Source organism: Pseudomonas sp. RC2C2 (assembly GCF_018390435.1).
Classification (GTDB): Bacteria; Pseudomonadota; Gammaproteobacteria; order Pseudomonadales; family Pseudomonadaceae; genus Aquipseudomonas; species Aquipseudomonas donghuensis.
The window spans coordinates 1,245,223-1,267,393 of the sequence record NZ_JAHBAX010000002.1 but is presented as its reverse complement, the minus strand read 5'-3'; the positions used below and the strand labels follow the sequence as shown (position 1 = coordinate 1,267,393).

The 22,171-nt window shown below is 63.6% G+C and carries 21 protein-coding genes; 10 read left to right on the top strand and 11 right to left on the bottom strand.

All coding sequences use genetic code 11. The features are described from left to right. Positions 1–6: 6 nt before the first annotated feature. Genes KHO53_RS24465 through KHO53_RS24445 form a run of 5 tightly spaced genes read right to left on the bottom strand, consistent with a single transcriptional unit; the run spans position 7 to position 4,862 of the window. Positions 7–1,029, bottom strand: a complete 1,023-nt coding sequence (locus tag KHO53_RS24465; RefSeq protein WP_010226851.1) for a polysaccharide biosynthesis/export family protein — start codon at positions 1,027–1,029, stop codon at positions 7–9. Positions 1,030–1,051: 22 nt separating this feature from the next. Beyond that, positions 1,052–1,699 (bottom strand): CpsD/CapB family tyrosine-protein kinase, encoded by a 648-nt coding sequence (locus tag KHO53_RS24460; RefSeq protein ID WP_159388718.1) that lies wholly within the window; start codon positions 1,697–1,699, stop codon positions 1,052–1,054. Beyond that, positions 1,700–2,446 (bottom strand): sugar transferase, encoded by a 747-nt coding sequence (locus tag KHO53_RS24455; RefSeq protein WP_010226854.1) that lies wholly within the window; start codon positions 2,444–2,446, stop codon positions 1,700–1,702. Continuing rightward, entirely contained in the window at positions 2,443–3,513 is a 1,071-nt protein-coding gene (locus tag KHO53_RS24450; RefSeq protein ID WP_036997098.1) for an NAD-dependent epimerase, read from the bottom strand. The genes KHO53_RS24455 and KHO53_RS24450 overlap by 4 nt, the downstream gene beginning before the upstream one ends. Further along, entirely contained in the window at positions 3,510–4,862 is a 1,353-nt protein-coding gene (locus KHO53_RS24445) for a UDP-glucose dehydrogenase family protein (RefSeq protein WP_036997099.1), read from the bottom strand. The genes KHO53_RS24450 and KHO53_RS24445 overlap by 4 nt, the downstream gene beginning before the upstream one ends. Before the next feature lie 403 nt (positions 4,863–5,265). Between KHO53_RS24445 and KHO53_RS24440 the strand changes: the two genes are divergently transcribed. After that, positions 5,266–6,981 carry a sulfatase-like hydrolase/transferase gene (locus KHO53_RS24440; protein WP_010226861.1) on the top strand — a complete coding sequence of 572 codons (1,716 nt, stop codon included), beginning with the start codon at positions 5,266–5,268 and terminating at the stop codon, positions 6,979–6,981. Between the two features lie 12 nt (positions 6,982–6,993). Here the strand turns inward: KHO53_RS24440 and KHO53_RS24435 are convergent, their stop codons facing one another. Continuing rightward, positions 6,994–7,929 (bottom strand): LysR substrate-binding domain-containing protein, encoded by a 936-nt coding sequence (locus tag KHO53_RS24435; RefSeq protein ID WP_026001544.1) that lies wholly within the window; start codon positions 7,927–7,929, stop codon positions 6,994–6,996. 146 nt (positions 7,930–8,075) lie between these two features. Between KHO53_RS24435 and KHO53_RS24430 the strand changes: the two genes are divergently transcribed. Together KHO53_RS24430 and KHO53_RS24425 are read left to right on the top strand one after the other, a co-directional pair. After that, complete coding sequence (locus KHO53_RS24430) at positions 8,076–9,452, top strand: L-serine ammonia-lyase (RefSeq protein WP_010226863.1); 1,377 nt, start codon at positions 8,076–8,078, stop codon at positions 9,450–9,452. A gap of 114 nt (positions 9,453–9,566) precedes the next feature. Next, on the top strand, positions 9,567–10,865 hold the full coding sequence (locus KHO53_RS24425; RefSeq protein WP_026001545.1) for a serine/threonine transporter: 1,299 nt from the start codon (positions 9,567–9,569) through the stop codon (positions 10,863–10,865). Between the two features lie 20 nt (positions 10,866–10,885). Here the strand turns inward: KHO53_RS24425 and KHO53_RS24420 are convergent, their stop codons facing one another. Then, positions 10,886–12,544, bottom strand: a complete 1,659-nt coding sequence (locus KHO53_RS24420; RefSeq protein WP_036997101.1) for an alkaline phosphatase D family protein — start codon at positions 12,542–12,544, stop codon at positions 10,886–10,888. Positions 12,545–12,718: 174 nt separating this feature from the next. Between KHO53_RS24420 and KHO53_RS24415 the strand changes: the two genes are divergently transcribed. Continuing rightward, a complete protein-coding gene (locus KHO53_RS24415) occupies positions 12,719–13,126 on the top strand; it encodes an OsmC family protein (RefSeq protein ID WP_100783101.1) in 408 nt (135 codons plus the stop codon). On the opposite strand, the gene KHO53_RS24410 is transcribed toward KHO53_RS24415, so the two are convergent. Further along, the gene (locus KHO53_RS24410) at positions 13,123–13,800 is read right to left on the bottom strand and encodes a DUF3313 domain-containing protein (RefSeq protein WP_100783100.1); all 678 of its coding nucleotides are present in this window, start codon (positions 13,798–13,800) and stop codon (positions 13,123–13,125) included. The two genes, KHO53_RS24415 and KHO53_RS24410, sit on opposite strands and share 4 nt — an antisense overlap. Positions 13,801–13,961: 161 nt before the next feature. Between KHO53_RS24410 and KHO53_RS24405 the strand changes: the two genes are divergently transcribed. Both KHO53_RS24405 and KHO53_RS24400 read left to right on the top strand, forming a co-directional pair. Then, the gene (locus tag KHO53_RS24405; protein ID WP_051636828.1) at positions 13,962–14,462 is read left to right on the top strand and encodes a GNAT family N-acetyltransferase; all 501 of its coding nucleotides are present in this window, start codon (positions 13,962–13,964) and stop codon (positions 14,460–14,462) included. 304 nt (positions 14,463–14,766) lie between these two features. Continuing rightward, on the top strand, positions 14,767–15,069 hold the full coding sequence (locus KHO53_RS24400; protein WP_213571120.1) for a DUF6124 family protein: 303 nt from the start codon (positions 14,767–14,769) through the stop codon (positions 15,067–15,069). Positions 15,070–15,189: 120 nt separating this feature from the next. Here the strand turns inward: KHO53_RS24400 and KHO53_RS24395 are convergent, their stop codons facing one another. From KHO53_RS24395 to KHO53_RS24385, 3 genes are read right to left on the bottom strand one after another with little or no spacing between them, the layout of a single operon-like run. Then, on the bottom strand, positions 15,190–15,936 hold the full coding sequence (locus KHO53_RS24395) for an enoyl-CoA hydratase (RefSeq protein ID WP_036997104.1): 747 nt from the start codon (positions 15,934–15,936) through the stop codon (positions 15,190–15,192). 24 nt (positions 15,937–15,960) lie between these two features. Then, on the bottom strand, positions 15,961–16,566 hold the full coding sequence (locus tag KHO53_RS24390; RefSeq protein WP_213571118.1) for a helix-turn-helix domain-containing protein: 606 nt from the start codon (positions 16,564–16,566) through the stop codon (positions 15,961–15,963). A 46-nt stretch (positions 16,567–16,612) separates the two neighbouring features. Further along, positions 16,613–18,562: an oxidoreductase gene (locus tag KHO53_RS24385; RefSeq protein ID WP_213571116.1), complete on the bottom strand. Its 1,950-nt coding sequence runs from the start codon at positions 18,560–18,562 to the stop codon at positions 16,613–16,615. Positions 18,563–18,746: 184 nt separating this feature from the next. Between KHO53_RS24385 and KHO53_RS24380 the strand changes: the two genes are divergently transcribed. From KHO53_RS24380 to KHO53_RS24365, 4 genes are all read left to right on the top strand, one after another. After that, on the top strand, positions 18,747–19,784 hold the full coding sequence (locus tag KHO53_RS24380) for an ABC transporter substrate-binding protein (RefSeq protein ID WP_213571114.1): 1,038 nt from the start codon (positions 18,747–18,749) through the stop codon (positions 19,782–19,784). Between the two features lie 75 nt (positions 19,785–19,859). Next, complete coding sequence (locus KHO53_RS24375; RefSeq protein ID WP_213571112.1) at positions 19,860–20,615, top strand: class II aldolase/adducin family protein; 756 nt, start codon at positions 19,860–19,862, stop codon at positions 20,613–20,615. Between the two features lie 124 nt (positions 20,616–20,739). Beyond that, positions 20,740–21,384 carry a TetR family transcriptional regulator C-terminal domain-containing protein gene (locus KHO53_RS24370; RefSeq protein ID WP_010226876.1) on the top strand — a complete coding sequence of 215 codons (645 nt, stop codon included), beginning with the start codon at positions 20,740–20,742 and terminating at the stop codon, positions 21,382–21,384. Between the two features lie 69 nt (positions 21,385–21,453). Continuing rightward, entirely contained in the window at positions 21,454–22,170 is a 717-nt protein-coding gene (locus KHO53_RS24365; RefSeq protein WP_213571109.1) for a response regulator, read from the top strand. Position 22,171 lies beyond the last annotated feature (1 nt).

The window sequence follows — 22,171 nt, the reverse complement described above, 5'->3', positions numbered from 1 at the left end:
CTGGGATTAGTTGTTGTCGCTTTCTTTGTTGTCAACGCGATAACCGAAGCTGAAACCGACCCCCTGGAACAGCACCACGTCAGCCAGTTGCCGGGCCAGGTCGCCGGCGCTGGCGAGCTTGGTCTTGGGCACATAGAGCATGTCGTCCGGCTGCAGGTAGGCGACTTGCGCCGCGCTGGCGTCCAGGGCCTCGTCGACGTTGTAGGGCACGGCCTGCACCTGGTTGCCGTTGCGGCGCATGATCACCACCGAATCGAGCCGCGCCTTGACGTTCGGGCCTCGGGCCAGGGTCAGGGCTTCGAGCACTGACACCGGGCGGCGGATCGGGTAGGCGCCGGGCTGGCCGACTTCACCCAATACGTAGATTTCGTTGACGGCGGTGGACTTGAGCATCACGTCCACGGTCATCCGCCCCGGCAGGTCGGCATAGCGCTTGTTCAGGTAGGTCTGCAGCTGGGTGACGGTCATGCCCTGCAGCGGTACCGAGCCGATTTCCGGGAAGCTGGCCTGGCCGTCGCTGCCCACGGTGATCTCGCGGCTCATGCCGGTGGCGGGGTGGCTGAGGGCGCTTTTCAGCTGCTGCTCGTTGGTCAGCGGGCTGATCACCTGCACGGTGACGTTGTCACGCCCCGGCTGGAACAGGTGCTTGTTGCGGTAGGCCTGCTGGATGGTCCGCCGCGCTTCATCCGGGGTTTGCCCGGCGATGTTCACCGAGGTGTTGGCCCGTGGCAGCTCGATGGTGCCGTCCGGCAGCACCAGCTGGTTGCCGTTGAGCGAGCTGGCCGCCGGGAACTGCAGGCCCACGGTGTCACCGGGCTGGATGCGGTACGCCGCCGAACCGCTGGTACTGATGTGGAAGATCACATCGAGCACGTCCTGCGGGCGTAGCACCTGCTCGCTGCGCGGCAGTTCGGCATCCTGGGCGTTGGCCGGGTTGGCGGTCATGATCTGGACCGGCATCTGCCGGGTGTCTTGATTGGCGCAGCCGGCCAGGGTCAGCAGGCACAGCGCGAACGTCGTGTATTTCATGTGAGGCTCCTGGGCTGCTGGCCTAAAGGTTGTTGTACAGCCACTTGGGCATGTAGTACTTGCGCCGGTTGAACACGCTGCCGATCAACCTGGCGCCGGCTTGGGTCAGGCGCTGGGCGGTGGCCTGGGCCACTTCCCAGCGGGTGTCTTCGGCGCACACCACCAGGATCACGCCGTCGACCAGGGTGCCGATGATCAGGCTGTCGGCACTGGCGTAAACGGCCTCGCCGTCGATCACCACGAAGCGGTAGTGCTCGCTCATGTGCTTGAGCAGCACACGCAGCAGATCGGGGTTGAGCCGCTCCTTGCCGCGCTTGTAGGTGCCGGCCGGCAGTAGGTCGAACGGCTGGTCGGACAGGCGCACGATGCAGTCCTGCATCAGCGGCGGGGTGTCCTGGTCAAACATCAGGTCGCTGAAGCCGCGCAGTTTATGCAGGGCCAGTTGCTGGCTGAGGTTGTTGCTGCTTGGGCTGCTGTCGACCAGCAACACCGGGCCGCCACTCATCAACGCCAACTGGCTGGCGAAGGCCAGGGCGCAGGTGCTGGTGCCGCTGCCGGTGTTGGCAGCGGTGAGCAGCAGGATGCGCTGGTCTTCGTCGAGCACCGTGGAGGTCAGGTTGGTTTCGCTCGGGGTGGCGATCGTCAGACTTCTTGAAGTAGAACCGTCCATTCAACTTGCTCCGTGGCCGCTGAAGACTTTGAAGGGAGTCTTGAGGAGGATCTTCAGATCCAGCATCAAGCTCTGTTCGTTGATGTAGCTCAGGTCCAGTTCGACTCGCTGGTCGAAGTCTATGTCGCTGCGTCCGGATATCTGCCACAGGCCGGTCATGCCGGGGTGGATGCTCAGGCGAGCGAGGTGGTTGTCTTTGTAGCGATAGGCGTTGAACGAGGTGGGGCGCGGGCCGACCAGGCGCATGTCACCGCGCACCACGTTGAACAGGTTGGGCAACTCGTCCAGGCTGCTGCGCCGCAGCCACTGGCCGATCGGGGTGACGCGCGGGTCCTTGTCGATCTTGAAATCGATGGCATCGGCGCCGTGCTTGTTCAGGTGGCGCACCGAATCCTTCAGGGCTTCGGCATTGGCGACCATAGTGCGGAACTTGTACATGCCGAATGCACGGCCGCGGTAGCCGGTACGCTTCTGCACGAAGAACACCGGGCCGGGGCTGCTGAACTTGACCAGCACGGCCAGCGCCAGCAGCAACGGCGAAATCAGCAGGAGGATGCACAGGGCGCCAAAACAGGCGACCACCCGGTTGGTGCGCGACAGGGTCCAGGGACGCCCGCCAGCGCGGCCGGTCATCCAGCCACGGCCTTGCATGTGAATCGCCGCGTCGATGCGCTGGCGATGCGCGGGGTCCATGCGCTTGTCTTGATACAGTGCCTGCAGTTGCGCACTTTTAGGTTGGCCTGTCATACCGCCCTCCGCTGATGCACGGGCGCCTGCCCGTTTGCCCGCGCTACGTCCTGGTCAGGTCGCGGGTAGTACTGATGAAACCAGGCAATAAAACGCCCGAGCCCTTCATCCAGAGAAACCTGGGGGGTGAAACCGGTGACCTGCTCCAGCGTGCTGACATCGGCACAGGTGGCTAGCACATCGCCCGGTTGCAAGGGCAGCAGCTCGACCTCGGCCTTGCGCTGCAGGTGTTTTTCCAGCAGCGCCACGTAGTCGCTGAGTTCCACCGGGCGCTGGCCGCCGATATTGAACAAGCGCCATGGCGCCGGGCTGCTGGCCGGGTCCGGATGCTCGCGGTCCCAGGCCGGGTTGGCTTGTGGCGCCAGCGGGATCAGGCGCACCAGGCTTTCGACGATGTCGTCGATGTAGGTGAAGTCGCGCTGGTGCTGGCCGTAGTTGAACAGCTGGAGCGGCCGGCCCTCGGCAATCGCCCGGGCGAACTGGATCGGCGACATGTCCGGGCGGCCCCAGGGGCCGTACACGGTAAAGAAACGCAGGCCGCTGGCGGGGATGCCGAACAGGTGGCTGTAGCTGTGGGCCATGGCCTCGTTGGCCTTCTTGGTCGCGGCATACAACGACAGCGGATGGTCGACGGCATCCTCGACCCGGTACGGGATGTGTTGGTTGGCGCCGTACACCGAGCTCGACGAGGCATACAGCAGGTGCTGCACCGGATGGTGGCGGCAGCCTTCGAGAATGTTCAGGAAACCGCTGAGGTTGCTGTCGATGTAGGCCCTTGGGTTTTCCAGCGAGTAGCGCACACCGGCCTGGGCCGCCAGGTGAATCACCACCTCGGGTTGCTCGCTGGCGAACAGTTCGGCCATGCCGACGGCATCGTTCAGGTCAAGGCGTTGCAGGGTAAACGCGCCGGCTTCGGCTTCGACCCAGCGCACCCGCGCTTCTTTGAGCGCCGGGTCGTAGTAGTCGTTGAAGTTGTCTAGGCCGATCACTTGATGGCCGTCGCGCAACAGCCGCAGGCTGCAGTGAGCACCAATGAAACCGGCGGCGCCGGTGACCAGGATCTTCATGGCGCCGGTACCTCGGGCTGGACCTGGCGCAGGCCGATGCCGCTGTAGCTCAGGCCGAAGGTGGCGACCTGCTCGGGGTTGTACAGGTTGCGTCCGTCAATGATCAGGCGGCTGCGCAGCTTCTTGGCCAGCAGGGCGAAGTCGACCACGCGAAAATTCTTCCACTCAGTGCAGATCACCAGGGCGTCGGCGTCTTCCAGGGTGTCGTCGCGGGTGGCGCACAGTTGCAGGTCTTTGCGGTAGCCATAGAGGCGCCGGCATTCGGCCATGGCTTCCGGGTCGAAGGCGCACACGGTAGCGCCTTCGGCCCACAGCGCTTCCATCAGGTAGCGGCTGGGCGCTTCGCGCATGTCGTCGGTGTTGGGCTTGAAGGCCAGGCCCCAGACGGCAATCGACTTGCCGGCCAGGCTGCCGGGGAAACGCTGCTTGAGCTTGGCGAAGAGGATCTGCCGTTGGGCGTCGTTGACGTCGCTGACACTCTGCAGCAAGCGCAGGGGCATACCGCTGCGTTCGGCAGTGTGCAGCAGGGCGCGCAGGTCCTTGGGGAAGCACGAGCCGCCAAAGCCGCAACCGGGGTAGATGAAGTGGTAGCCGATGCGTGGGTCGGAGCCGATGCCCTTGCGCACGGCTTCGATATCGGCGCCCAGGTGCTCGGTGAGGTTGGCCAGTTCGTTCATGAAGCTGATGCGCGTGGCGAGCATGGCGTTGGCTGCGTACTTGGTCAGCTCGGCGCTGCGGTTGTCCATGAACATGAGCTTTTCATGGTTGCGGCAGAAGGGCGCGTAGAGTTCGGCGAGCTGGTCGTGGGCTTGGTCATCGGCAGTACCGACGATGATCCGGTCCGGGCGCATGCAGTCGGCCAGCGCGCTGCCCTCTTTAAGGAACTCGGGGTTGGACACCACCCGCACCTTGAGCGCGCCCTTGCCCAGGCGCTGCAGTTCTTCGCGGGCCAGGGCGGTGACCTTGTCGGCGGTGCCGACCGGTACGGTGGACTTGATGATCAGGGTGCGGTCGGCCTCCATCAGCCCGGCGATTTGCCGGGTCACCCCCAACACATGGGAGAGGTCGGCCGAGCCGTCTTCATCCGGCGGCGTGCCGACGGCGATGAAGATCAGTTCGGCGTGGCTGACGGCGTCACTGGCTTGCGTGCTGAACAGCAGGCGGCCTTCCTTGATGTTCTCTTCGAGCATGCTCGAGAGGCCGGGTTCGCTGATGGGCGGTACGCCTTGGCGCAGTTGATCGATCTTATGGGTATCGACATCGACGGATAAAACCCGGTGTCCCACATCTGCAAGGGCTGCAGCTTGTACAAGACCGACATAGCCGGTGCCAAACACACTCACGTCCATGTCGGCGCGCCTCGTATGGAGTAAGGAGGATGAAACAGTGGTGTGATTTCGGTATAGCCCACCCGTGGAAAACTGTGTCAATCAAATGGCATGTTTCGTCGAATTTACAGTCGTCGCGATTTGGACTTTTTGCGATCAAGCTGTTCTAAATCCGAGGGTTAGCATTGCTAAGCACTGGCCAATTGCCGCATCGCAAAACGATGAACGGTCGAAAGCCGTGATAAACAAGGTGTTCATGCATGCAGTTGCTACGCGAATGCAACGTTTTCGCGTTTTTGAATTGTCAGAATTGACGCTGCCAAGTTTGGTCAGAAAATTGACGTTGTTCCGGTTTGCGCTTTGGGGGAGCGCTGCTAACGTGTCAATGTCCACGGCAATTTCAAGGTTTCCAGGTGAGGACGAGATGCACAGATACTTCAAGGAACTGCTGCTCGCGCTCTACCTGCTGAGCAACTACCCCTATTACCTGGAACGCTTTGAGGCCATCGGCCTGAACCCGGCATTGCTGCTGTATGCCGGCGTGCTGGTGCTGCTGGTGCTGGCCTTGCTGCTGAGCGCGAACATTCGTCAGGGCTGGTTACGCTGGGGCTTTGCAGGGGTGTTCAGCGCCAGCGCGGTGTTCTTCGATGCCTACACGCGCATTACCGCCGACTACCTGACCTACAGCGGCTTTATCTCGATGGTCTATTCCGGTGGTTTTATCGGTGAGGCCATAGAGCAGTACCACAGCGTAATCCTCCGCGTGTTGGGCAGCTCGCTGCTGTTGCTGTTGGGCCTGGGGCTCAAGCCACGGCACAGCGTGCCTGGGCCCGGGGCACTGCCATGGGTGGCGCCGCTGCTAGGCATCGCCTTGCTTACCGCGATTCTGTTCGTGCGCGCCGGCGAGGGTGCGCGCGGTTTGCCGATCATGTACACGCCGCTGGCGTATTCCAACCTGATGCTCTACGAGTCGCTGCACGACAGCGTCGGCCCCCGTGAACCGGTGACCCTGGCGCGCAGCGGCCCGGCCCTGGCCCGTGACATCGTGCTGATCATCGACGAAAGCGTCTCCGGCAATTACCTGGACCTGAACACCGCCCATGGCGTACGCAGCCAGCTCAACCAGGCCCGCCCCGGGGTCAGTATCTTCAACTATGGCTATGCCGCCTCGATTGCCAATTGCAGCTCCGACACCAACGTCACCCTGCGCTATGGCGGCACCCGCGACGACTACCTGCGCATCAACTCGACCTTGCCGTCGATCTGGCAATACGCCAAGGTCGCAGGGCTTGGCACCGTGTACATCGATGCCCAGCGCACGGGCGGCAACCTGCAGAACCTGATGAATGCGGCGGAAAAACGCGATATCGACCAGTTCATCCAGTTCGACAGCACCCCGGTGCGTGACCGCGACATGGCCGCCGTGGCCAAGCTCGGTGAGCTGCTGGGCGACGGCAAGCCGCAGCTGATCGTGATCAACAAGGTCGGCGTGCACTTCCCTGTGCACGACAAATACCCCGACGACTTCTTGACCTACCGCCCGGCCTTGCCGCGCGGGCAGTACACCGACATCACCGACACCGGCCGGCGCGATGGTTTCTCCGGCCAGCCCGAAGACTGGGTGCTGTACCGCAATTCGTACATGAACAGCCTGTTGTGGAATGTCGGCGAGTTTTTCAATCGCTTGTTTGCCAACGCCGACCTCAGCCAGGCGGTACTCATCTATACCTCCGACCACGGCCAGGACCTGCACGAGCGCGGCAACCCCGGCCTGAATACGCACTGCGACAGCAACCCGGTAGAAGAAGAGGGCCTGGTGCCGCTGGTGGTGATCCAGGGCCAGGGCTTGCAGACCCTCGACTGGCAAGCGCACCTGGCGAGCAACAAGGATCGTTCCAGCCACTACAACATCTTCCCCACCTTGCTGCAGTTGCTCGGTTACGATCCGGCCGGCATCGCCCCCATCTACGGGCGTTCGCTGGTGGTACCAACGAAGGACGACTTCAGCTTCAATACCCGCTTCAATGCACGCCTGGGGGCCAAGCCGGTGTTCAGGCGTATCGATCTGAGCCAGGTGGTCGTGCCCCAGGGCGGTCCGGTAGCGACCCAGGCGCAGATGCCGGTCGGCCAGGCCGACTGATCGGCCACAGGTTTACACCGGGGGGTGCAGGGCTCTGAAACCTTCGGCTTCTTCCACCAGCCAGTCATGCACCGCGCGTGCCCCTGGATGCGCCAGGCCACCGGGCGGGTACAACAGCACATAGCGCTTGTGGTTGGCGATCGGCAGGCCGAACGGCACGATCAACGTACCGCGCTCCAGCTCGTCGTTGAGCAGGGTGCGCCGGGCAATCGCCACGCCGATGCCGGCAATCGCCGCCTCAATGGTCAGGTGGTTGCGGTTGAACGTGTGCCCACGGCGCACATCCAGGCCGCTGGCGCCAATCCCTTCCAGATAGAACTCCCACTCGGCGTACTCCGAACTGCCACGCCAGGCGGTGATGTCGTGCAGCAGCGGATAGTGCGCCAGGTCCGCCGGGCCGTGCAGCGGTGGGCGGCCGCGCAGCAGGGAGGGGGCGCAGACCGGGAAGATCTGCTCGTCGAGCAAGGGCGTTGAGTGCATGCCCGGGTAGCTGCCGTCGTTGAGGTCGATGGCCAGGTCGAAGTCGCCTTCATGCAGGGCCTGGCTGCTGTCTTCGGCCACCAGGCGCAGCTGGATGTCCGGGTAGCGTTGCTGCAAGCGCGGCAGGCGCGGGGTCAGCCATTTGGCCAGGAACGACGGGATTGAACGCAGGCGCAGGGTGCCGCGGATTTCGCCGGCATCCAGGCGGCGCAGCTCGGCATCGATGCTGCCATAGGCTTCGCTGACGGTTTGTGCCAGGCGCTGGCCCTCGGCGGTCAGCTCCACGCCGCGCGCGCGGCGCAGGAACAGGCGAAAGCCCAGGCGCTCCTCCAGCTGGCGAATCTGCTGGCTGACCGCGCCGGGGGTGATGTGCAGTTCTTCGGCGCAGCGGGTGAACGATAAGTGCCGCGCCGCACAGGCAAACACATGCAGCCAAACGTACATCTGGCCATTCATTTGTCGCTTCATTGTTTAGCTCTGCTAAAGGCTTGCTTAGAAAGTTTCGTTGGTCAAGACGGCAGTGACCGGGCAGTATCGCGCAACTTCGCGACACCCATCAATTTTTTAACAGCGCCGTTGCGTGACATGGAATGTTACCTCGGTCAGGCATTAGCATGGCTATCAGTGTTTTCGACCTTTTCAAAATTGGCATCGGGCCGTCCAGCTCCCACACCGTAGGGCCCATGCGTGCAGCGGCAACCTTTGCCCGGGCGCTGCGTGAGCACGGTGTGCTGGAGCAGGTGAACCGGGTCGAGGTGCGCCTGTACGGTTCATTGTCGGCCACCGGCGTCGGCCACGCCACCGACCGGGCCTGCCTGCTCGGGCTGATGGGCGAATGGCCCGACCAGATCGACCCGCAGAGCATCGAGCCGCTGATCGCGCAATTGCAGCAGAGCCAGGTACTGATGCTCGACGGCCGCCGGGCGATCCCGTTCGACTGCGCTACCGACCTGCTGCTGCTCGACGAAAGCCTGCCGTATCACCCCAACGCCATGACCCTGGAAGCCAGCGGTGCCAGCGGCTCGTTGCTGCAGCAAACCTATTACTCGGTCGGTGGCGGTTTTATCGTCGAGGCGGCGCAAGTGGGCGAGGCGGGCAACAGTGCCGAGCAGGTGCAGTTGCCCTATGACTTCGACAGCGCCGCCGAGCTGCTGGCGCTGTGCAAGCAGCACCAACTGCGGGTCAGCCAGGTGATGATGGCCAACGAGTTGGCCTGGCGTGAAGAGGCCGAGGTGCGCAGCGGCCTGCTGAAATTGTGGGCGGCCATGCGCGAGTGCGTCGACAACGGCCTGCGCAACGAGGGTGTCTTGCCCGGCGGGCTCAAGGTCAAGCGCCGCGCCGCCAAGCTGCACCGCAGCCTGCAGGAACTGGGCAAGCCCAACGTGATCGGCTCGACCCTGAGCGCCATGGAGTGGGTCAACCTGTTCGCCCTGGCCGTCAACGAAGAGAACGCCGCCGGCGGGCGCATGGTCACCGCGCCCACCAATGGCGCGGCGGGGATCATCCCGGCGGTGCTGCATTACTACATGAAGTTCAACCCCGATGCCTGCGACAACGACGTGGTCGACTTCCTGCTCAGCGCCGCCGCCGTGGGCATCCTGTGCAAGAAGAACGCGTCGATCTCCGGGGCCGAGGTGGGTTGCCAGGGCGAGGTCGGTTCGGCCTGCGCGATGGCTGCTGCCGGCCTTGCCGAAGTGCTCGGGGCAACGCCGATGCAACTGGAAAACGCCGCCGAGATCGCCCTGGAACACAACCTCGGGCTGACCTGCGACCCGGTTGGCGGCCTGGTCCAGGTGCCGTGCATCGAGCGCAATGCGATTGCTGCGGTGAAGGCCATCAACGCCGTGCAGATGGCCTTGCGTGGCGATGGCGAGCACTTCATCTCCCTCGACCGGGTGATTCGCACCATGCGCGACACCGGCGCCGACATGCATGCCAACTACAAGGAGACTTCGCGCGGCGGCCTGGCGGTCGCGTTCGTCGAGTGTTGATCCCATCGCGGGTCAAGCCCGCTCCTACATGTGGGAGCGGGCTTGACCCGCGATAGCTGCACCCCTGTTCCAAAGTTATTCATACGCAACAAAAACAACTACAAGGCAATATCGATGACTGATTTAAATAGCACCACGACCGTTCGTGTGGACTCGGCCGCGCCTGCGCAAAGCCGTGCCTGGAGCCGTCACGACACCACCTGGGTTCTGGGCCTGTATGGCACCGCCATCGGCGCCGGCACCCTGTTCCTGCCGATCAACGCCGGGGTAGGGGGCTTCTGGCCGCTGCTGGTGTTGGCGGTACTGGCCTTCCCGATGACCTTCTATGCCCACCGTGGCCTGACCCGCTTCGTGCTTTCGGGCAAGCGCGGCGCCAGTGAAGACATCACCGAAGTGGTCGAAGAACACTTCGGCGTCGGGGCCGGCAAGCTGATCACCCTGCTGTACTTCTTCGCCATCTTCCCGATCCTGCTGGTGTACAGCGTTGCCCTGACCAACACCCTGGGCAACTTCATGGAACACCAACTGCATGTGACCCCGCCACCGCGGGCGCTGCTGGCCCTGTTGCTGATCTGCGGGTTGATGATCGTGGTGCGCAGCGGCCAGGGCATCATCGTCAAGGTCATGAGCCTGCTGGTCTATCCGTTCGTTGCCGCGCTGTTGCTGCTGGCTCTGAGCCTGATCCCCAACTGGAACGGCGCCTTCTTCGCCCAGGCCAGCGAAGGCATGCCCCTGGACCTGTTCTTCAAGACCTTGTGGCTGGCCATCCCGGTGATGGTGTTCTCCTTCAACCACTCGCCGATCATCTCGGCCTTTGCCGTTGACCAGAAGCACCGCTACGGCGAACAGGCCGACGCCAAGAGCGGCAAGATCCTCGCCAGTGCCCACGTGATGATGGTGCTGACGGTGATGTTCTTCTGCTTCAGCTGCGTGTTGGCCCTGAGCCCGGCGGATCTTGCCGCAGCCAAGCAACAGAACATCTCGATCCTGTCGTACCTGGCCAACCACTTCCAGACCCCGGTGATCGCCTTCGTGGCGCCGTTGATTGCCCTGGTGGCAATCACCAAGTCGTTCCTCGGCCACTACATCGGTGCCAGCGAAGGCTTCCAGGGCATGATCGTGAAAAGCCTGCGCAGCCGCGGCAAGCAAGTCTCGGCCAAGCGCCTGGAGCAAATGACCGCGCTGTTCATGGTCATTACCTGCTGGGCCGTGGCGACCCTGAACCCGAGCATCCTCGGCATGATCGAGAACCTCGGCGGGCCGATCATCGCCTGCCTGCTGTTCCTGATGCCGATGTACGCCATCCACAAGGTGCCGGCGCTGCGCAAATACTCGGGCAAGGCCTCGAATGTGTTTGTAGTACTGATCGGCTTGATTACCCTGTCGGCGATCCTGTACTCGTTCTTCGCTTGACCCGAGCACCAAGCGCCGGGTTACTTGAGCACCACCCGGCGCTTGGTCAGCTCACCATCCTCGCCACTGGGCCAGTGCAGCTCCACCAGCACTTCGGTCTGCTGGCCATCCAGTGACGGGCGCACGCTGAGCAGGGCGAAGTTCTTAGCGCCGGCCATGGCGTACCAGCGCTCGCAGACCATGTTGGCAATGCCCGGCATCTCGCCACCGCCGCTGATGGCCATCTTCAGCATGTCCGGCGCCGGTAGGCGCGAGATGGCGCTGGAGGTGACCTGGAACACCTTGGCCGCCGGGTATTGCTTGTGCAACAGGCGAAACACCGCCGCGCAGTGCACGTCACCGCTGAGAAACACCACTGGCTTGGCGCTTTTGCCCAACGCCGCATACACCTGATCGAGCAGTACCTTGCGTTCGGCCAGGTTGCTCTTGTGGTCCCACTCATCCATGCAGTCATCCTTCAGCGAGCCGAAATCGGCGCCGTTGGTGACTGCGTTGTTCCAGTGCATCACCGGCACCGGCGAGACAATGAACACCGCCTTGGCGCTCTGCACCACGGCACTGTTCAACCAGTCCTTGAAGCGCTTCATTTGCGCGCTGCCGAGGATCTTGTGCGGGTCGTTGGCCTCGATATCGTGATGGCCGCGCATGTCCAGCACATAGAAGGCCGAGCCGCCTTGCTCGAAGGCGTAGTCCCAGTGGCAGTCGTCGGGCTTGTCGAGGTTGATCGAGGTCACAGGGTTGTGGCTGTGCTCGTATTCATAATAAGCGCGGCAGGCGGCGCGCCACATGAGGTCGACGAGCATCTGGTTGGTGGGGCCGTTGCTGGTGCTTTCAAACAGCAGCGAGATGCGTTTTTGCCGCTCCTTGTTGGTCAGCGAGCCCCAACCGTCCATGATCTCGTGATCGTCCCAGATCATGTACTGCGGGAACTGCTCGTACACCTCGCGCAGGGTGGGGATGTTCCAGTACACCCGGTAGTACCAGCGGTAGATGTTCAGCAGGTACTGCTCGATGCCGGGTTTGTCGTAGCTGTTGCCTTTCTTGTAGTGGGCCAGCAGGGCCTGCTTGTTTTCTTTCAGCCATTCCCAGATATCCAGGAAGCCGTTTTTCTTGTTGGTGTCGACGTACATCTGGTCGCCACCGCCGATGACGAACTGCGCGCGCTGGTCGATCAGTTGCTGGTGCAGCAGCGGCCAGGCGCCGGCACTGCCGTCGGCGCTGATCGGGTCGTGGCAGCTGTAGAAGCCGAAGGTCAGGGTTTCGGGATTGATCGCCGGGGTGATGAAGTTTTTCGGCGAGTCGGCGCCGATTTCGGTGCGCCGACGGATGATCAGGTGGTCGGTTTCGCTGCTGATCAGGGCATAGTAATAGGTGCTTTGCGCCTTCAGGCCAGTCACTGCAAAGACACCGGTGAGGTCGCTGTCGAAGCTGAATTTTTGCGCCTGGACGAACACCGGCTTGATCTTGTGTTTTTTCAGGAAATCGGCCACGGGCAGCTCATCCAGGCGCTGCAGGTCGCCGCTCAACGGCGTGGTGGTGACCACCAGCACCCACTCGCCGGGCATGTACACGCGAAACCACAGGCGCACGCTGGTCGGCGTGATCGCACCGATGATCGCGGCGCTGGCAAGCTTGGCGTATTTGCTTTCATTGGAGGTGGGGTCCAGGAGCTGGGACATGGTCGATTTCCTTATCAGGTTGAGTGGTTGTCCCGACAAGTAAAGTGCATGGGCGCGGGGTTGCCAGCCTCGATCGTTCTGCCGGCAGGACGCTGAAGTTCAATGGCGCGACTGGCGATGATCGGTGTCGAGCGCTAGGGTAGGCGGGTGTTCCCATCCCCGATAAGGAAGCTCATGAGCGCATCAACCGTTTACGCCGACCTTGGCGATGTCCCGTATCAGGTGAGCCTGTCTGCTGGTGCCCAGCAGTGGCTGGCCGATGAGCGCCGCGAGCTGGGCGGCCATGACAGCGGCCCCAACCCGCACCAATTGCTGCTCTCGGCCCTGGGGGCGTGCACCGCCATTACCTTGTCGATGTATGCACAGCGCAAGGAATGGCCGCTGCGCCATGTGCATGTGCAGCTGGATATCCTCAGCGAAGTGAAAACCCCTGAGGCGCGCACCGAGATCAAGCGTGTGATCGAACTGCACGGTGATCTCGATGCGCCTCAGCGCGAGCGGCTGCTGGCCGTGGCCAATGCCTGCCCGGTGCACAAGCTGCTCAGTGGCAGCATTGTCATCGACAGCGAACTTAGCAGCTAGCGCGACTCGCTCTTGAGCTTGGCAAAGCTTTTGCGCAGGTCACTGGCCCAGCCGTCGAGCACCGGCTTGACGTTTTCCAGGGCCAGCTTGGCGCTGTCATTCTCCAGGGCCTTGCCGCTGCCTTTGCGTACCACCTGGGCCACCACCTTGTTGCTGCCACCGTCGAGGAACGCCGCCTCGGTGGCGATGTCCACTTCCTGGTCGCGACCGCCGGCGGCGGTGTTGACGGCGGCGGCCACCAGGGCGATCGGGATCACTTCGTAAGGCTTGAGGCCTTCGGTCTTGGTCGACACCGCGGTGATGGCCGGGCGCACCACCAGCACGCCAGGCCCCGGCCCCTGGGCCAGTGGCAACACGGCACCGAGTTCACGCTTGAGCGCGGTATTGTAGTACTGGGTGATCTGGCCCAGGGCTTGCGCCGAGATCACCGCGGTGGGCTGTGGCTTGGGGTAGAACTGGCTGGGTTCGATATACACCTGGGTGAAGCGCGCGGCTTTCACCTGCGGATCGATCCAGCGCATCACCGGCTGGCCGGAGATGCTTTCGGCGGGCTTGAGGCGGCTGTAGTCCTGGAGGAACCCGGAGTACTGGCTGGGGTCTACCCGGGAGCTGGCGCAGCCAGCCAGCACGACAAGGGCGGAGCAGAGCAGGGTGGAGCGCAAGGTGGGCTTCATCGACTTTCGTATCCTTGGCAATGACCGCACGGGACAGGGAGTTGATCGCCTGAACAACGCTAGCAGCTCTTGGCCGGGCCGCCAGCGATCGAGCGCAAAGCGCTCGTAAAGGATAGGTCTATGCAATACTTGTCGGTCCTTACCCATCCCAGGACCCCGCAATGGACTTGCCCCGCCGCCTGCGCAGCAAACAGCTGAAACTCCACGCCCCGGAACTGACCTTTGCCGCGCAACTGCAGGCTGTGCTCAACGCCAACTACGGCTTCCACCGTGAATTCCTGCCCTGGGCCCGCGACGACTGGACCCTGGAGCAGGCGCGGCAAAGCCTGCTCCAGGCCCGGCAGAACTGGGCAGCGCCCCAGGGCGAAAAACGCTACTACCTGTTCCTGGCCAGCGGCGAACTGATCGGCTGCCTGGGCGTGCGCCCGGATGCCCAGGGCAAGGTCGGCTTGGGCTACTGGATCGCCGAGGTCCATGCCCGGCAGGGCTTGATGACCGAGGCGCTGGAAACACTGCTGCCGGTGCTGGAAGGCTCGCTGCTGTGGCTGACCACGTCGCCGGCGAATGTGGCCTGCCAGCGGCTGGCGGAGAGGTTGGGGTTCCGGCGGGTGGCTGCGGCGGGTGGGGCGAATGCGCGGTTGCGGTATGAGTTGAGGTGCTGATTCAAAGTCGGCGTTGCCTGGGTTTACGAGCGCTTCGCACTCGATCGCTGGCAAGGCCAGCTCCCACAAGTTCAGCGTTACGCCGGCCACTGTGGGAGCTGGCTTGCCAGCGATGAGGCCGGCAAAGCGCTAGCCAATCTCAGGTCCTAGGACCTATCCTAACCATTACGCTCTATGGTGGCTGTGCGCGGGAGGGCTTCGGCCCTGCCGGGTTCCTAACTTACCGGTTCGCCAACCCGCGTACAGCTGCCACCCATTTGTTTGGCGACGAAAGCGTGGCGGCTCCACAAGTTAGGAGTTGACCATGAAAAAGCTCGTCCCCGATCCCCCAAGCCTGCACCTCGCTGAAACCGTCGAAACCCCTGTCAACAGTTGCCCGGAGCACCCACCCTTGTTCAGCGTGTGCGCAGGTGTCAGCGCCGAAGACGCGCTGGTGCATGCCTTGCTGTACCTCAAGAGCGCCAGCGCCACTATTGGCCAGGCGGTGCAGCACTGCAGTGAGGAAGGACGAGGGTTTGTCTGCTCGGCCCAGCAATCGGTGGAGCTGGCCAGGGCACTGGTGGATGCGTTGTTGGACGGGATTGAGTGGAGGGTGCTGAAAGACTGACTCGGTGTCGCCTGAATTTACGAGCGCTGCGCACTCGATCGCTGGCAAGCCAGCTCCCACAGGGTCAGCATGTGGGAGCCGGACTTGCCGGCGATGGGCTGCAAGGCAGCCCCGGGAGCGTCAATCCTTGACCAGTGCCCGCAACGCCGCTTTCGCCTCTGGCGTGTGCAGCCGCTCGATAAACAGCAAGCCTTCACGTTGAACAGTGACCTCCAGCTCCTGCCGATGGGCATCCTTGAGCAAGCGCTTGCTGATCCGTAGCGCATCCTGGGGCAAGGCCTGCAGGCGCTGGGCCAGTTTGCGTGCGGCCGCCAGGCACTGTTCGCCATCCTCATGCAGTTCATTGGCCAGGCCCCACTCGACGGCCTGTTCGCCCGTGAGCAGCTCATTGCACAGCAACAGTCGCGCCGCCCGCGCATGGCCGAGCAGCCGTGGCAGCAACAGGCTGGAACCAAATTCCGGGCACAAGCCCAACGGCACGAACGGCAGGCGCAGTTTGGCCGAGCGGCTGACCAGCACCTGGTCGCAGTGCAGCAGCAGGGTGGTGCCGATGCCGATGGCCGGCCCCGCCACCGCAGCGATCAGCGGTTTGTCCAGGGCCATGATCACCCGCATCAGGCGAAACACCGGGCTGTCCATGGCAGTGGGCGGGTTGTCGAGAAAATCCTTCAGGTCGTTGCCGGCGCAAAAGCACTGTGGGCCACCGGTGAGCAGGATCACCTCGACTTGCGCATCCTCGGCCGCTGCCCGCAACTGATCGCCCAACTGCGTGTACATGGCCGTGTTCAGCGCATTGAGCTTATCTGGGCGGTTGAGGGTCAGGGTCAGCAGGCCCTGGTGCAGTTCGCGTGTGATCAACTCGTTCATGGCGTGCCTGTGTTGTTGTAGGTATCAGAACGTCGGCGGGGTGATCACCCAGATCACCACCGCATCCACCTTGCCAGGGTTGCCGTAACGGTGCGGCTCCTGGCTGGAAAAACTGAAGCTGTCGCCTTCGCTCAGCTGAAAATGCCGCTCGCCGACCCACAGCTCGAAACTGCCGGACAGCAGGTAGCCGGCTTCTTCGCCATCATGGCTATAGCTTTGCTGGCTGTAGGTGCCCGGTGGGAAGCGCGAGTGAAGAATCTCTAGTTGGCGGTTGGGTTGCGGGGTGAGCAACTGGTCGACGATGCCGTCTTCGTAATGCACGCTCAGGCGGCTGTTCTTGCGTACCACGTAACCGTTGTCTTCCGGGGCGGTGCTGGCTTCGCTGGCGAAGAACCACTGGATGGTCACGCCCAGGCTGCGGGCGATGTTGAACAGCGCCGGGATCGACGGGAAGGAGAGGTTGCGCTCCAGCTGGCTGATGTAGCCGGCGGTGAGCTCGCTCTGTTCGGCAAGCTCGGCCAGGGTCATGCCGCGGCGCTTGCGCAGGCCGCGGATGCGGGTGCCGAGAAAATGCGGGGCGCTGGCACCTTCCTGGCTGGCGGCGGGCGGCGTCTTGCTGCTGTTGCTCATGGCGTGCTCCGAACCGCACTGTCAAAGCCCCGGAGTATAAACAGCCTTACAGGCTCCAGGCGACCTTCAAACCGTCGTAGACGGCTTCTTCAACCGTGCGCGGGGCCAGGCAGTCGCCGATGCGTTTTACCTCGACCAGGCCGTGCAGTTGCGCCGCCAGGGTATCGACCGGCTGATGGCCCTGGCACAGCACCAGGGTGTCGATGTCTTCAAAGATCATCGGCTCGCCGCTGGCGGTGTGTTGCAGGTACACGGTGTTGTCGTCGCAGCCGTACAGGCGTGCATAGGGGGTGATCGGGATGCCCAGCTTGTGCAGTTCGCCAGCCATCTGGTCGCGTACGTACAGCGGCAGGCTTTCGCCGCAGTGGGTGCCGTTGACCGCCAGTTGCACCTGGTGGCCTTCACGCACCAGGCGCTCGGCGATGCCCGGGCCGATCCAGTCGCAGCGCCAGTCGACCACCAGCACCGAGCGCCCGGGCTTGGCCTCGCCACGCAGGATCTGCCAGGCATCGACCACCTGCAGGTCGCCGCCGCGCTCGAAGGCCGGCCAGTAAGGTTCGGCACCGGTGGCGACGATCACCAGGTCAGGCTGCTCGCGCTCGACCAGGGCGCGATCCACGCGCGTGTTGCGCACCACCTTGACCCCGGCCAGGTGCATCTCGCGCTGCAGGTTGGTGCTGGCGCCGCCGAACTCGGCCCGGCGCGGCAGCAGTTGCGCGAGCAGCACCTGGCCGCCGAGCTGGGCGCTGGCTTCATACAAGGTGACGTCATGGCCACGGGCTGCGGCCACCGCCGCGGCCTTCATGCCGGCCGGGCCGCCACCGGCGATCATGATGCGCTTGCGTGTAGTCGCCGCCTGCAAGGTGCCGAACTGTTGCTCGCGCCCGGTTTCCGGATGCTGGATGCACGAGATCGGCAGGCCCTTGTGAAAATGACCGATGCAGGCCTGGTTGCAAGCGATGCAGGCGCGCACGTCTTCGACGCGTTCGCTGCGGGTCTTGTTGGGCATCTGCGGGTCGCAAATCAGCGCGCGGGTCATGCCGCAGACATCGGCCTGGCCACGGGCGAGGATCAGCTCCGCTTCCTGCGGCTGGTTGATGCGCCCGGTAACGAACAGCGGAATGTTCAGCTGTGCCTTGAAAGTCCCGGCCTCTCGCGCCAGATAGGCCGCCTCGATGGCCATGGGCGGGACGATGTGCACCGCACCACCGAGCGACGCCGAGGTGCCGGCGACGATGTGCACATAGTCCAGCTCGGACTGCAGCATTTTTACCGCCGCCAGCGATTCGTCCTCGGTCAGGCCCTCGGCATCGCGCTCATCGGCGCTGATGCGCAGGCCGATGATGAAATCGTCTGCCGTTGCCGCACGTACCGCGGCGATCACTTCGCGGACAAACCGCAGCCGTTGCTGCAACTCACCGTTGTAGCCATCGCTGCGGCGGTTGACCCGTGGGTTGATGAACTGCGCCGGCAGGTAACCGTGGCTGGCAACCACCTCGACACCGTCGATGCCGGCCTGGTGCAGGCGCCGGGCCGCGGCGGCGTAACCGGCGACGATCTCGTCGATCATGCCCTGGTCGAGCGCCCGCGGCATCACCCGAAAACGCTCGTTGGGCACTGCCGACGCCGAGTAGGCCACCGCCAGCAGGCCATCGCGGGATTCCATGATTTCCCGCCCCGGGTGAAAGATCTGCGACAGCACCACGGTGCCATGGGCATGGCAGGTCTCGGCCAGCTGGCGGTAACCCTCGATACAGGCGTCGTCGGTGGCCATCAGCACGTGGGAGGTGTAGCGGGCGCTGTCGTGCACCCCGGCCACCTGCAGCACGATCAGGCCGACGCCACCGGCGGCGCGGGCCTGGTGGTAGGCGATCAGGCGCTCGTTGACCAGGTTGTCGGTGGGCATCGAGGTGTCGTGGCCGCTGGACATGATGCGGTTCTTCAGGCGTTTGCCCCGGATTTGCAGCGGTTCGAACAGGTGCGCGAAGGTCGACATGCGGGTCAGGCTCCAGCGGGGTGTTGTTATTATTTTTCTATAGAAGTGTACCGCCAGTAAAAAATCAACTTTTTTTTTTACTCGCCTTTGACTAGTTTGCAATCACCCCCGGGTCCTGGGGCACACTTCACAACAACAAGAAAACGGGCCACGCATCACGTGGTACCGGCAAGAGGAACCATTGATGAAATCGAACCTGCTCAAGCGCTCTCCCTGGCTGTTCGCCCTTGCTGTCGGCGCCGTCCAGGCAGCACCGGACATGGTCGTGGTCGCCTACGGCGGCGCCGGCCAGAAAGCTCAGGATGCGGCGATCTTCAAGCCGTTCAGTGCCCAGGACGGCAGCACGTTGATCCAGAGCGAGTACAACGGCGAAATGGCCCGGATCAAGGTCATGGTCGATACCGGCAACGTCGACTGGGACCTGGTGCAGATCGAAGGCCCGGACCTGATGCGCGGCTGCGACGAGGGCATGTACGAGCGCCTCGACTGGACCCGGCTCGGGCGTGCCGAGCAGTTGATCCCCGATGCCGCTCAGGAATGCGGCTCGGCGGTGCTGGTGTGGAGCGTGGCGATCGCCTACGACCGCAACAAGCTGGCCCAGGCACCGACCTCATGGGCGGATTTCTGGGACGTGAAAAAAATCCCCGGCAAACGCGGCCTGCGCAAGCGGGCGGTGTACAACCTGGAGTTCGCGCTGATGGCCGACGGGGTCAAGGTCGAGGACGTGTACAAGGTCCTGGCCACCCCCGAGGGCGTCGACCGCGCCTTCAACAAACTCAGCGAGCTCAAGCCCTATATCCAGTGGTGGGAAGCCGGCGCGCAACCGGCGCAGTGGCTGAGCGCCGGCGATGTGGTGATGACCTCGACCTACAGCGGCCGGGTCGCCGTCGCCGCTCAACAGGGCAGCCCGTTGGCCCTGGTGTGGCCGGGCAGCCTATACGGCATGGATTACTGGGCGATCATCAAGGGCTCCAGGCATGTCGAGCAGGCCAAGCGCCTGATCGCCTTCGCCAACCAGCCCGACACCCAGGTGCGCTATGTGAAGGAGATTCCTTACGGGCCGACCAACATCCAGGCCGCCGCCGAGCTTGATCCGCAGCTGGCCAGCTGGGTGCCGACCTCCAGGCAGAACCTTGAAGGCGCGCTGTCGATGAACGTCGAGTTCTGGGTCGATCATGGCGATGAACTGGAAGAGCGCTTCAACGCCTGGGCCAGCCGCTGAACCCTCGCCGAGGCTGGACATCGCACGATGTCCAGCCCTATTGTCTGGCCAGCCTTTCGCCTGAGGACAACAATAATGACCGAGACCGAAATCCACCTGCGCCAGGAGCTGGCCGCCTGCTACCGGTTGATCGCGCACTTTCGCATGACCGACCTGATCTTCACCCATATCTCGGTGCGCATTCCCGGCCCCGAGCATCATTTTCTGATCAACCCCTACGGCTTGATGTTCGATGAAATCAGCGCCTCCAACCTGGTCAAGATCGACCTTGAGGGCAACGCGGTGCAAGCGTCGCCGTACCCGGTCAACCCGGCCGGTTTCGTTATTCACAGTGCCATTCATGGCGCCCGCGAGGATGCCCAGTGCGTGCTGCACACCCACACCAAGGCCGGTTGCGCGGTGGCGGCGCTCAAGTGCGGGTTGTTGCCGGTGAACCAGATTTCCATGGAGTTCCATGGCAAGGTTGCCTACCACGATTACGAAGGCATCGCCCTGGACATGGCCGAGCAAGCGCGCCTGGTCGATGATCTGGGTGACAAGGCGGTGCTGATTTTGCGCAACCATGGCTTGCTCAGCGTCGGGCGCAGTGTCAGCGAGGCGTTCCTGCGCATGTATTACCTGGAAAAAGCCTGCGAGATCCAGCTGACGGCGATGGCTGCCGGCGAGCTGGTGTTGCCGACGGAAGAGGTTTGCGCCCACACCGAACGCCAGTTCAACGAACCGGCGCGGCCGCTGAAGGAAGGTGAGCTGAGTGACCCGGATGGCATGCAACTGGCCTGGTCGGCGTTGCTGCGCCTGCTCGATCGGGTGGCGCCGGGCTATCGCGACTGATCGGGACTTGTTGTACAGTTGTTCAACAGCATCGCGGGGCAAGCCCGCTCCCACCGGAATTGCCCATCCCCCTGTGGGAGCGGGCTTGCCCCGCGAAAAGTCTCCCACCCGAAGAGAACCGCCAATGAGCCAGGAAGCCCGTTACAGCCGTATGGTCCCGGAGTTGCGCAAGGCCAACCTGGTCGAAGCGACCCTGGTGTGTTTGAAGCGGCACGGCTTCCAGGGCGCCTCGATCCGCAAGATCTCCGCCGAGGCCGGGGTCTCGGTGGGGCTGATCAGCCACCACTATTCAGGCAAGGACGAACTGGTCGCCGAGGCCTACATGGCAGTCACCGGCCGGGTCATGGGCCTGATCCGCGAAGCCATGGCCCAGGCCGCGCCCAATGCCCGCGAGCGGCTGTCGGCGTTTTTTCGCGCCTCGTTCTGCGCCGAATTGCTCGACCCGCAGCTGCTCGATGCTTGGCTTGCGTTCTGGGGCGCGGTGAAAACCGCCGAAGCGATCAACCAGGTGCACGACCACTCCTACGGCGAATACCGCAACGAACTGGGCCGGCTGCTGGCGGACCTGGCCAAGGAGGAGGGCTGGCAGGCCTTCAACGCCGACCTGGCAGCCATCAGCCTGAGCGCCTTGCTCGACGGCCTGTGGCTGGAATCCGGGCTCAACCCGGGCACCTTCACCCCGGAGCAGGGCGTGCAGATCTGCGAGGCCTGGGTCGATGGCCTGCAGGCCGGTGGCCGCCGGCGCTTCACCCTGACCGAGGGCTGTTGATCGGTCGTTCAGTAATGGGTACGCTGCTGTCGTGAGTCATACAACAATTCCTATAAGAGACAACACGCAATGACGCCTCGGGTACTGGTCGTCGATGACGATCCGCTTATTCGCGACTTGCTGCACGCCTACCTGTCCCAGGAAGGCTACGACGTGCACTGCGCCACCACCGCGGAGCAGGCCGAGCATGTGCTCGCCGAGCAGGCCGTCGACCTGGTCATGCTCGACATCCGCCTGCCGGGCAAGGACGGCCTGACCCTGACCCGCGAACTGCGGGTGCGCTCGGAGGTCGGCATCATCCTCATCACCGGCCGTAATGACGACATCGACCGTATCGTTGGCCTGGAATGCGGCGCCGACGACTACGTGATCAAACCGCTGAACCCGCGCGAACTGGTGTCGCGGGCCAAGAACCTGGTGCGCCGGGTCCGCCATGCCCAGGCCGGCAAGCCGCCCAGCGCCGGCAATCACCCGCTCAAGCAATTCGCCGACTGGGCCCTGGACACCGACCGTCGCCGCCTGATCGATGCGCAAGGTGGCGAAACCCTGCTGACCCACGGCGAATTCCAGCTGCTCAGTGTGTTCCTGCGCAACAGCGGCCATACCCTGAGCCGCGACCAGCTGATGGACCAGATCCGCAACCGCGAGTGGGTGCCCAACGACCGCTCCATCGACGTGCTGGTCGGCCGCTTGCGGCGCAAGCTGCATGACGATCCGGCCGAACCGCAGCTGATCATCACCATTCACGGCGCCGGTTATCTGTTTACTGCCAGCGTGGCGGCCTGAT

Coding starts and splice junctions, on each gene's coding strand:
- KHO53_RS24465 (WP_010226851.1), bottom strand. CDS start 1,029: ATGAAATACACGACGTTCGCGCTGTGCCTGCTGACCCTGGCCGGCTGC.
- KHO53_RS24460 (WP_159388718.1), bottom strand. CDS start 1,699: ATGGACGGTTCTACTTCAAGAAGTCTGACGATCGCCACCCCGAGCGAA.
- KHO53_RS24455 (WP_010226854.1), bottom strand. CDS start 2,446: ATGACAGGCCAACCTAAAAGTGCGCAACTGCAGGCACTGTATCAAGAC.
- KHO53_RS24450 (WP_036997098.1), bottom strand. CDS start 3,513: ATGAAGATCCTGGTCACCGGCGCCGCCGGTTTCATTGGTGCTCACTGC.
- KHO53_RS24445 (WP_036997099.1), bottom strand. CDS start 4,862: ATGGACGTGAGTGTGTTTGGCACCGGCTATGTCGGTCTTGTACAAGCT.
- KHO53_RS24440 (WP_010226861.1), top strand. CDS start 5,266: ATGCACAGATACTTCAAGGAACTGCTGCTCGCGCTCTACCTGCTGAGC.
- KHO53_RS24435 (WP_026001544.1), bottom strand. CDS start 7,929: ATGAAGCGACAAATGAATGGCCAGATGTACGTTTGGCTGCATGTGTTT.
- KHO53_RS24430 (WP_010226863.1), top strand. CDS start 8,076: ATGGCTATCAGTGTTTTCGACCTTTTCAAAATTGGCATCGGGCCGTCC.
- KHO53_RS24425 (WP_026001545.1), top strand. CDS start 9,567: ATGACTGATTTAAATAGCACCACGACCGTTCGTGTGGACTCGGCCGCG.
- KHO53_RS24420 (WP_036997101.1), bottom strand. CDS start 12,544: ATGTCCCAGCTCCTGGACCCCACCTCCAATGAAAGCAAATACGCCAAG.
- KHO53_RS24415 (WP_100783101.1), top strand. CDS start 12,719: ATGAGCGCATCAACCGTTTACGCCGACCTTGGCGATGTCCCGTATCAG.
- KHO53_RS24410 (WP_100783100.1), bottom strand. CDS start 13,800: ATGAAGCCCACCTTGCGCTCCACCCTGCTCTGCTCCGCCCTTGTCGTG.
- KHO53_RS24405 (WP_051636828.1), top strand. CDS start 13,962: ATGGACTTGCCCCGCCGCCTGCGCAGCAAACAGCTGAAACTCCACGCC.
- KHO53_RS24400 (WP_213571120.1), top strand. CDS start 14,767: ATGAAAAAGCTCGTCCCCGATCCCCCAAGCCTGCACCTCGCTGAAACC.
- KHO53_RS24395 (WP_036997104.1), bottom strand. CDS start 15,936: ATGAACGAGTTGATCACACGCGAACTGCACCAGGGCCTGCTGACCCTG.
- KHO53_RS24390 (WP_213571118.1), bottom strand. CDS start 16,566: ATGAGCAACAGCAGCAAGACGCCGCCCGCCGCCAGCCAGGAAGGTGCC.
- KHO53_RS24385 (WP_213571116.1), bottom strand. CDS start 18,562: ATGTCGACCTTCGCGCACCTGTTCGAACCGCTGCAAATCCGGGGCAAA.
- KHO53_RS24380 (WP_213571114.1), top strand. CDS start 18,747: ATGAAATCGAACCTGCTCAAGCGCTCTCCCTGGCTGTTCGCCCTTGCT.
- KHO53_RS24375 (WP_213571112.1), top strand. CDS start 19,860: ATGACCGAGACCGAAATCCACCTGCGCCAGGAGCTGGCCGCCTGCTAC.
- KHO53_RS24370 (WP_010226876.1), top strand. CDS start 20,740: ATGAGCCAGGAAGCCCGTTACAGCCGTATGGTCCCGGAGTTGCGCAAG.
- KHO53_RS24365 (WP_213571109.1), top strand. CDS start 21,454: ATGACGCCTCGGGTACTGGTCGTCGATGACGATCCGCTTATTCGCGAC.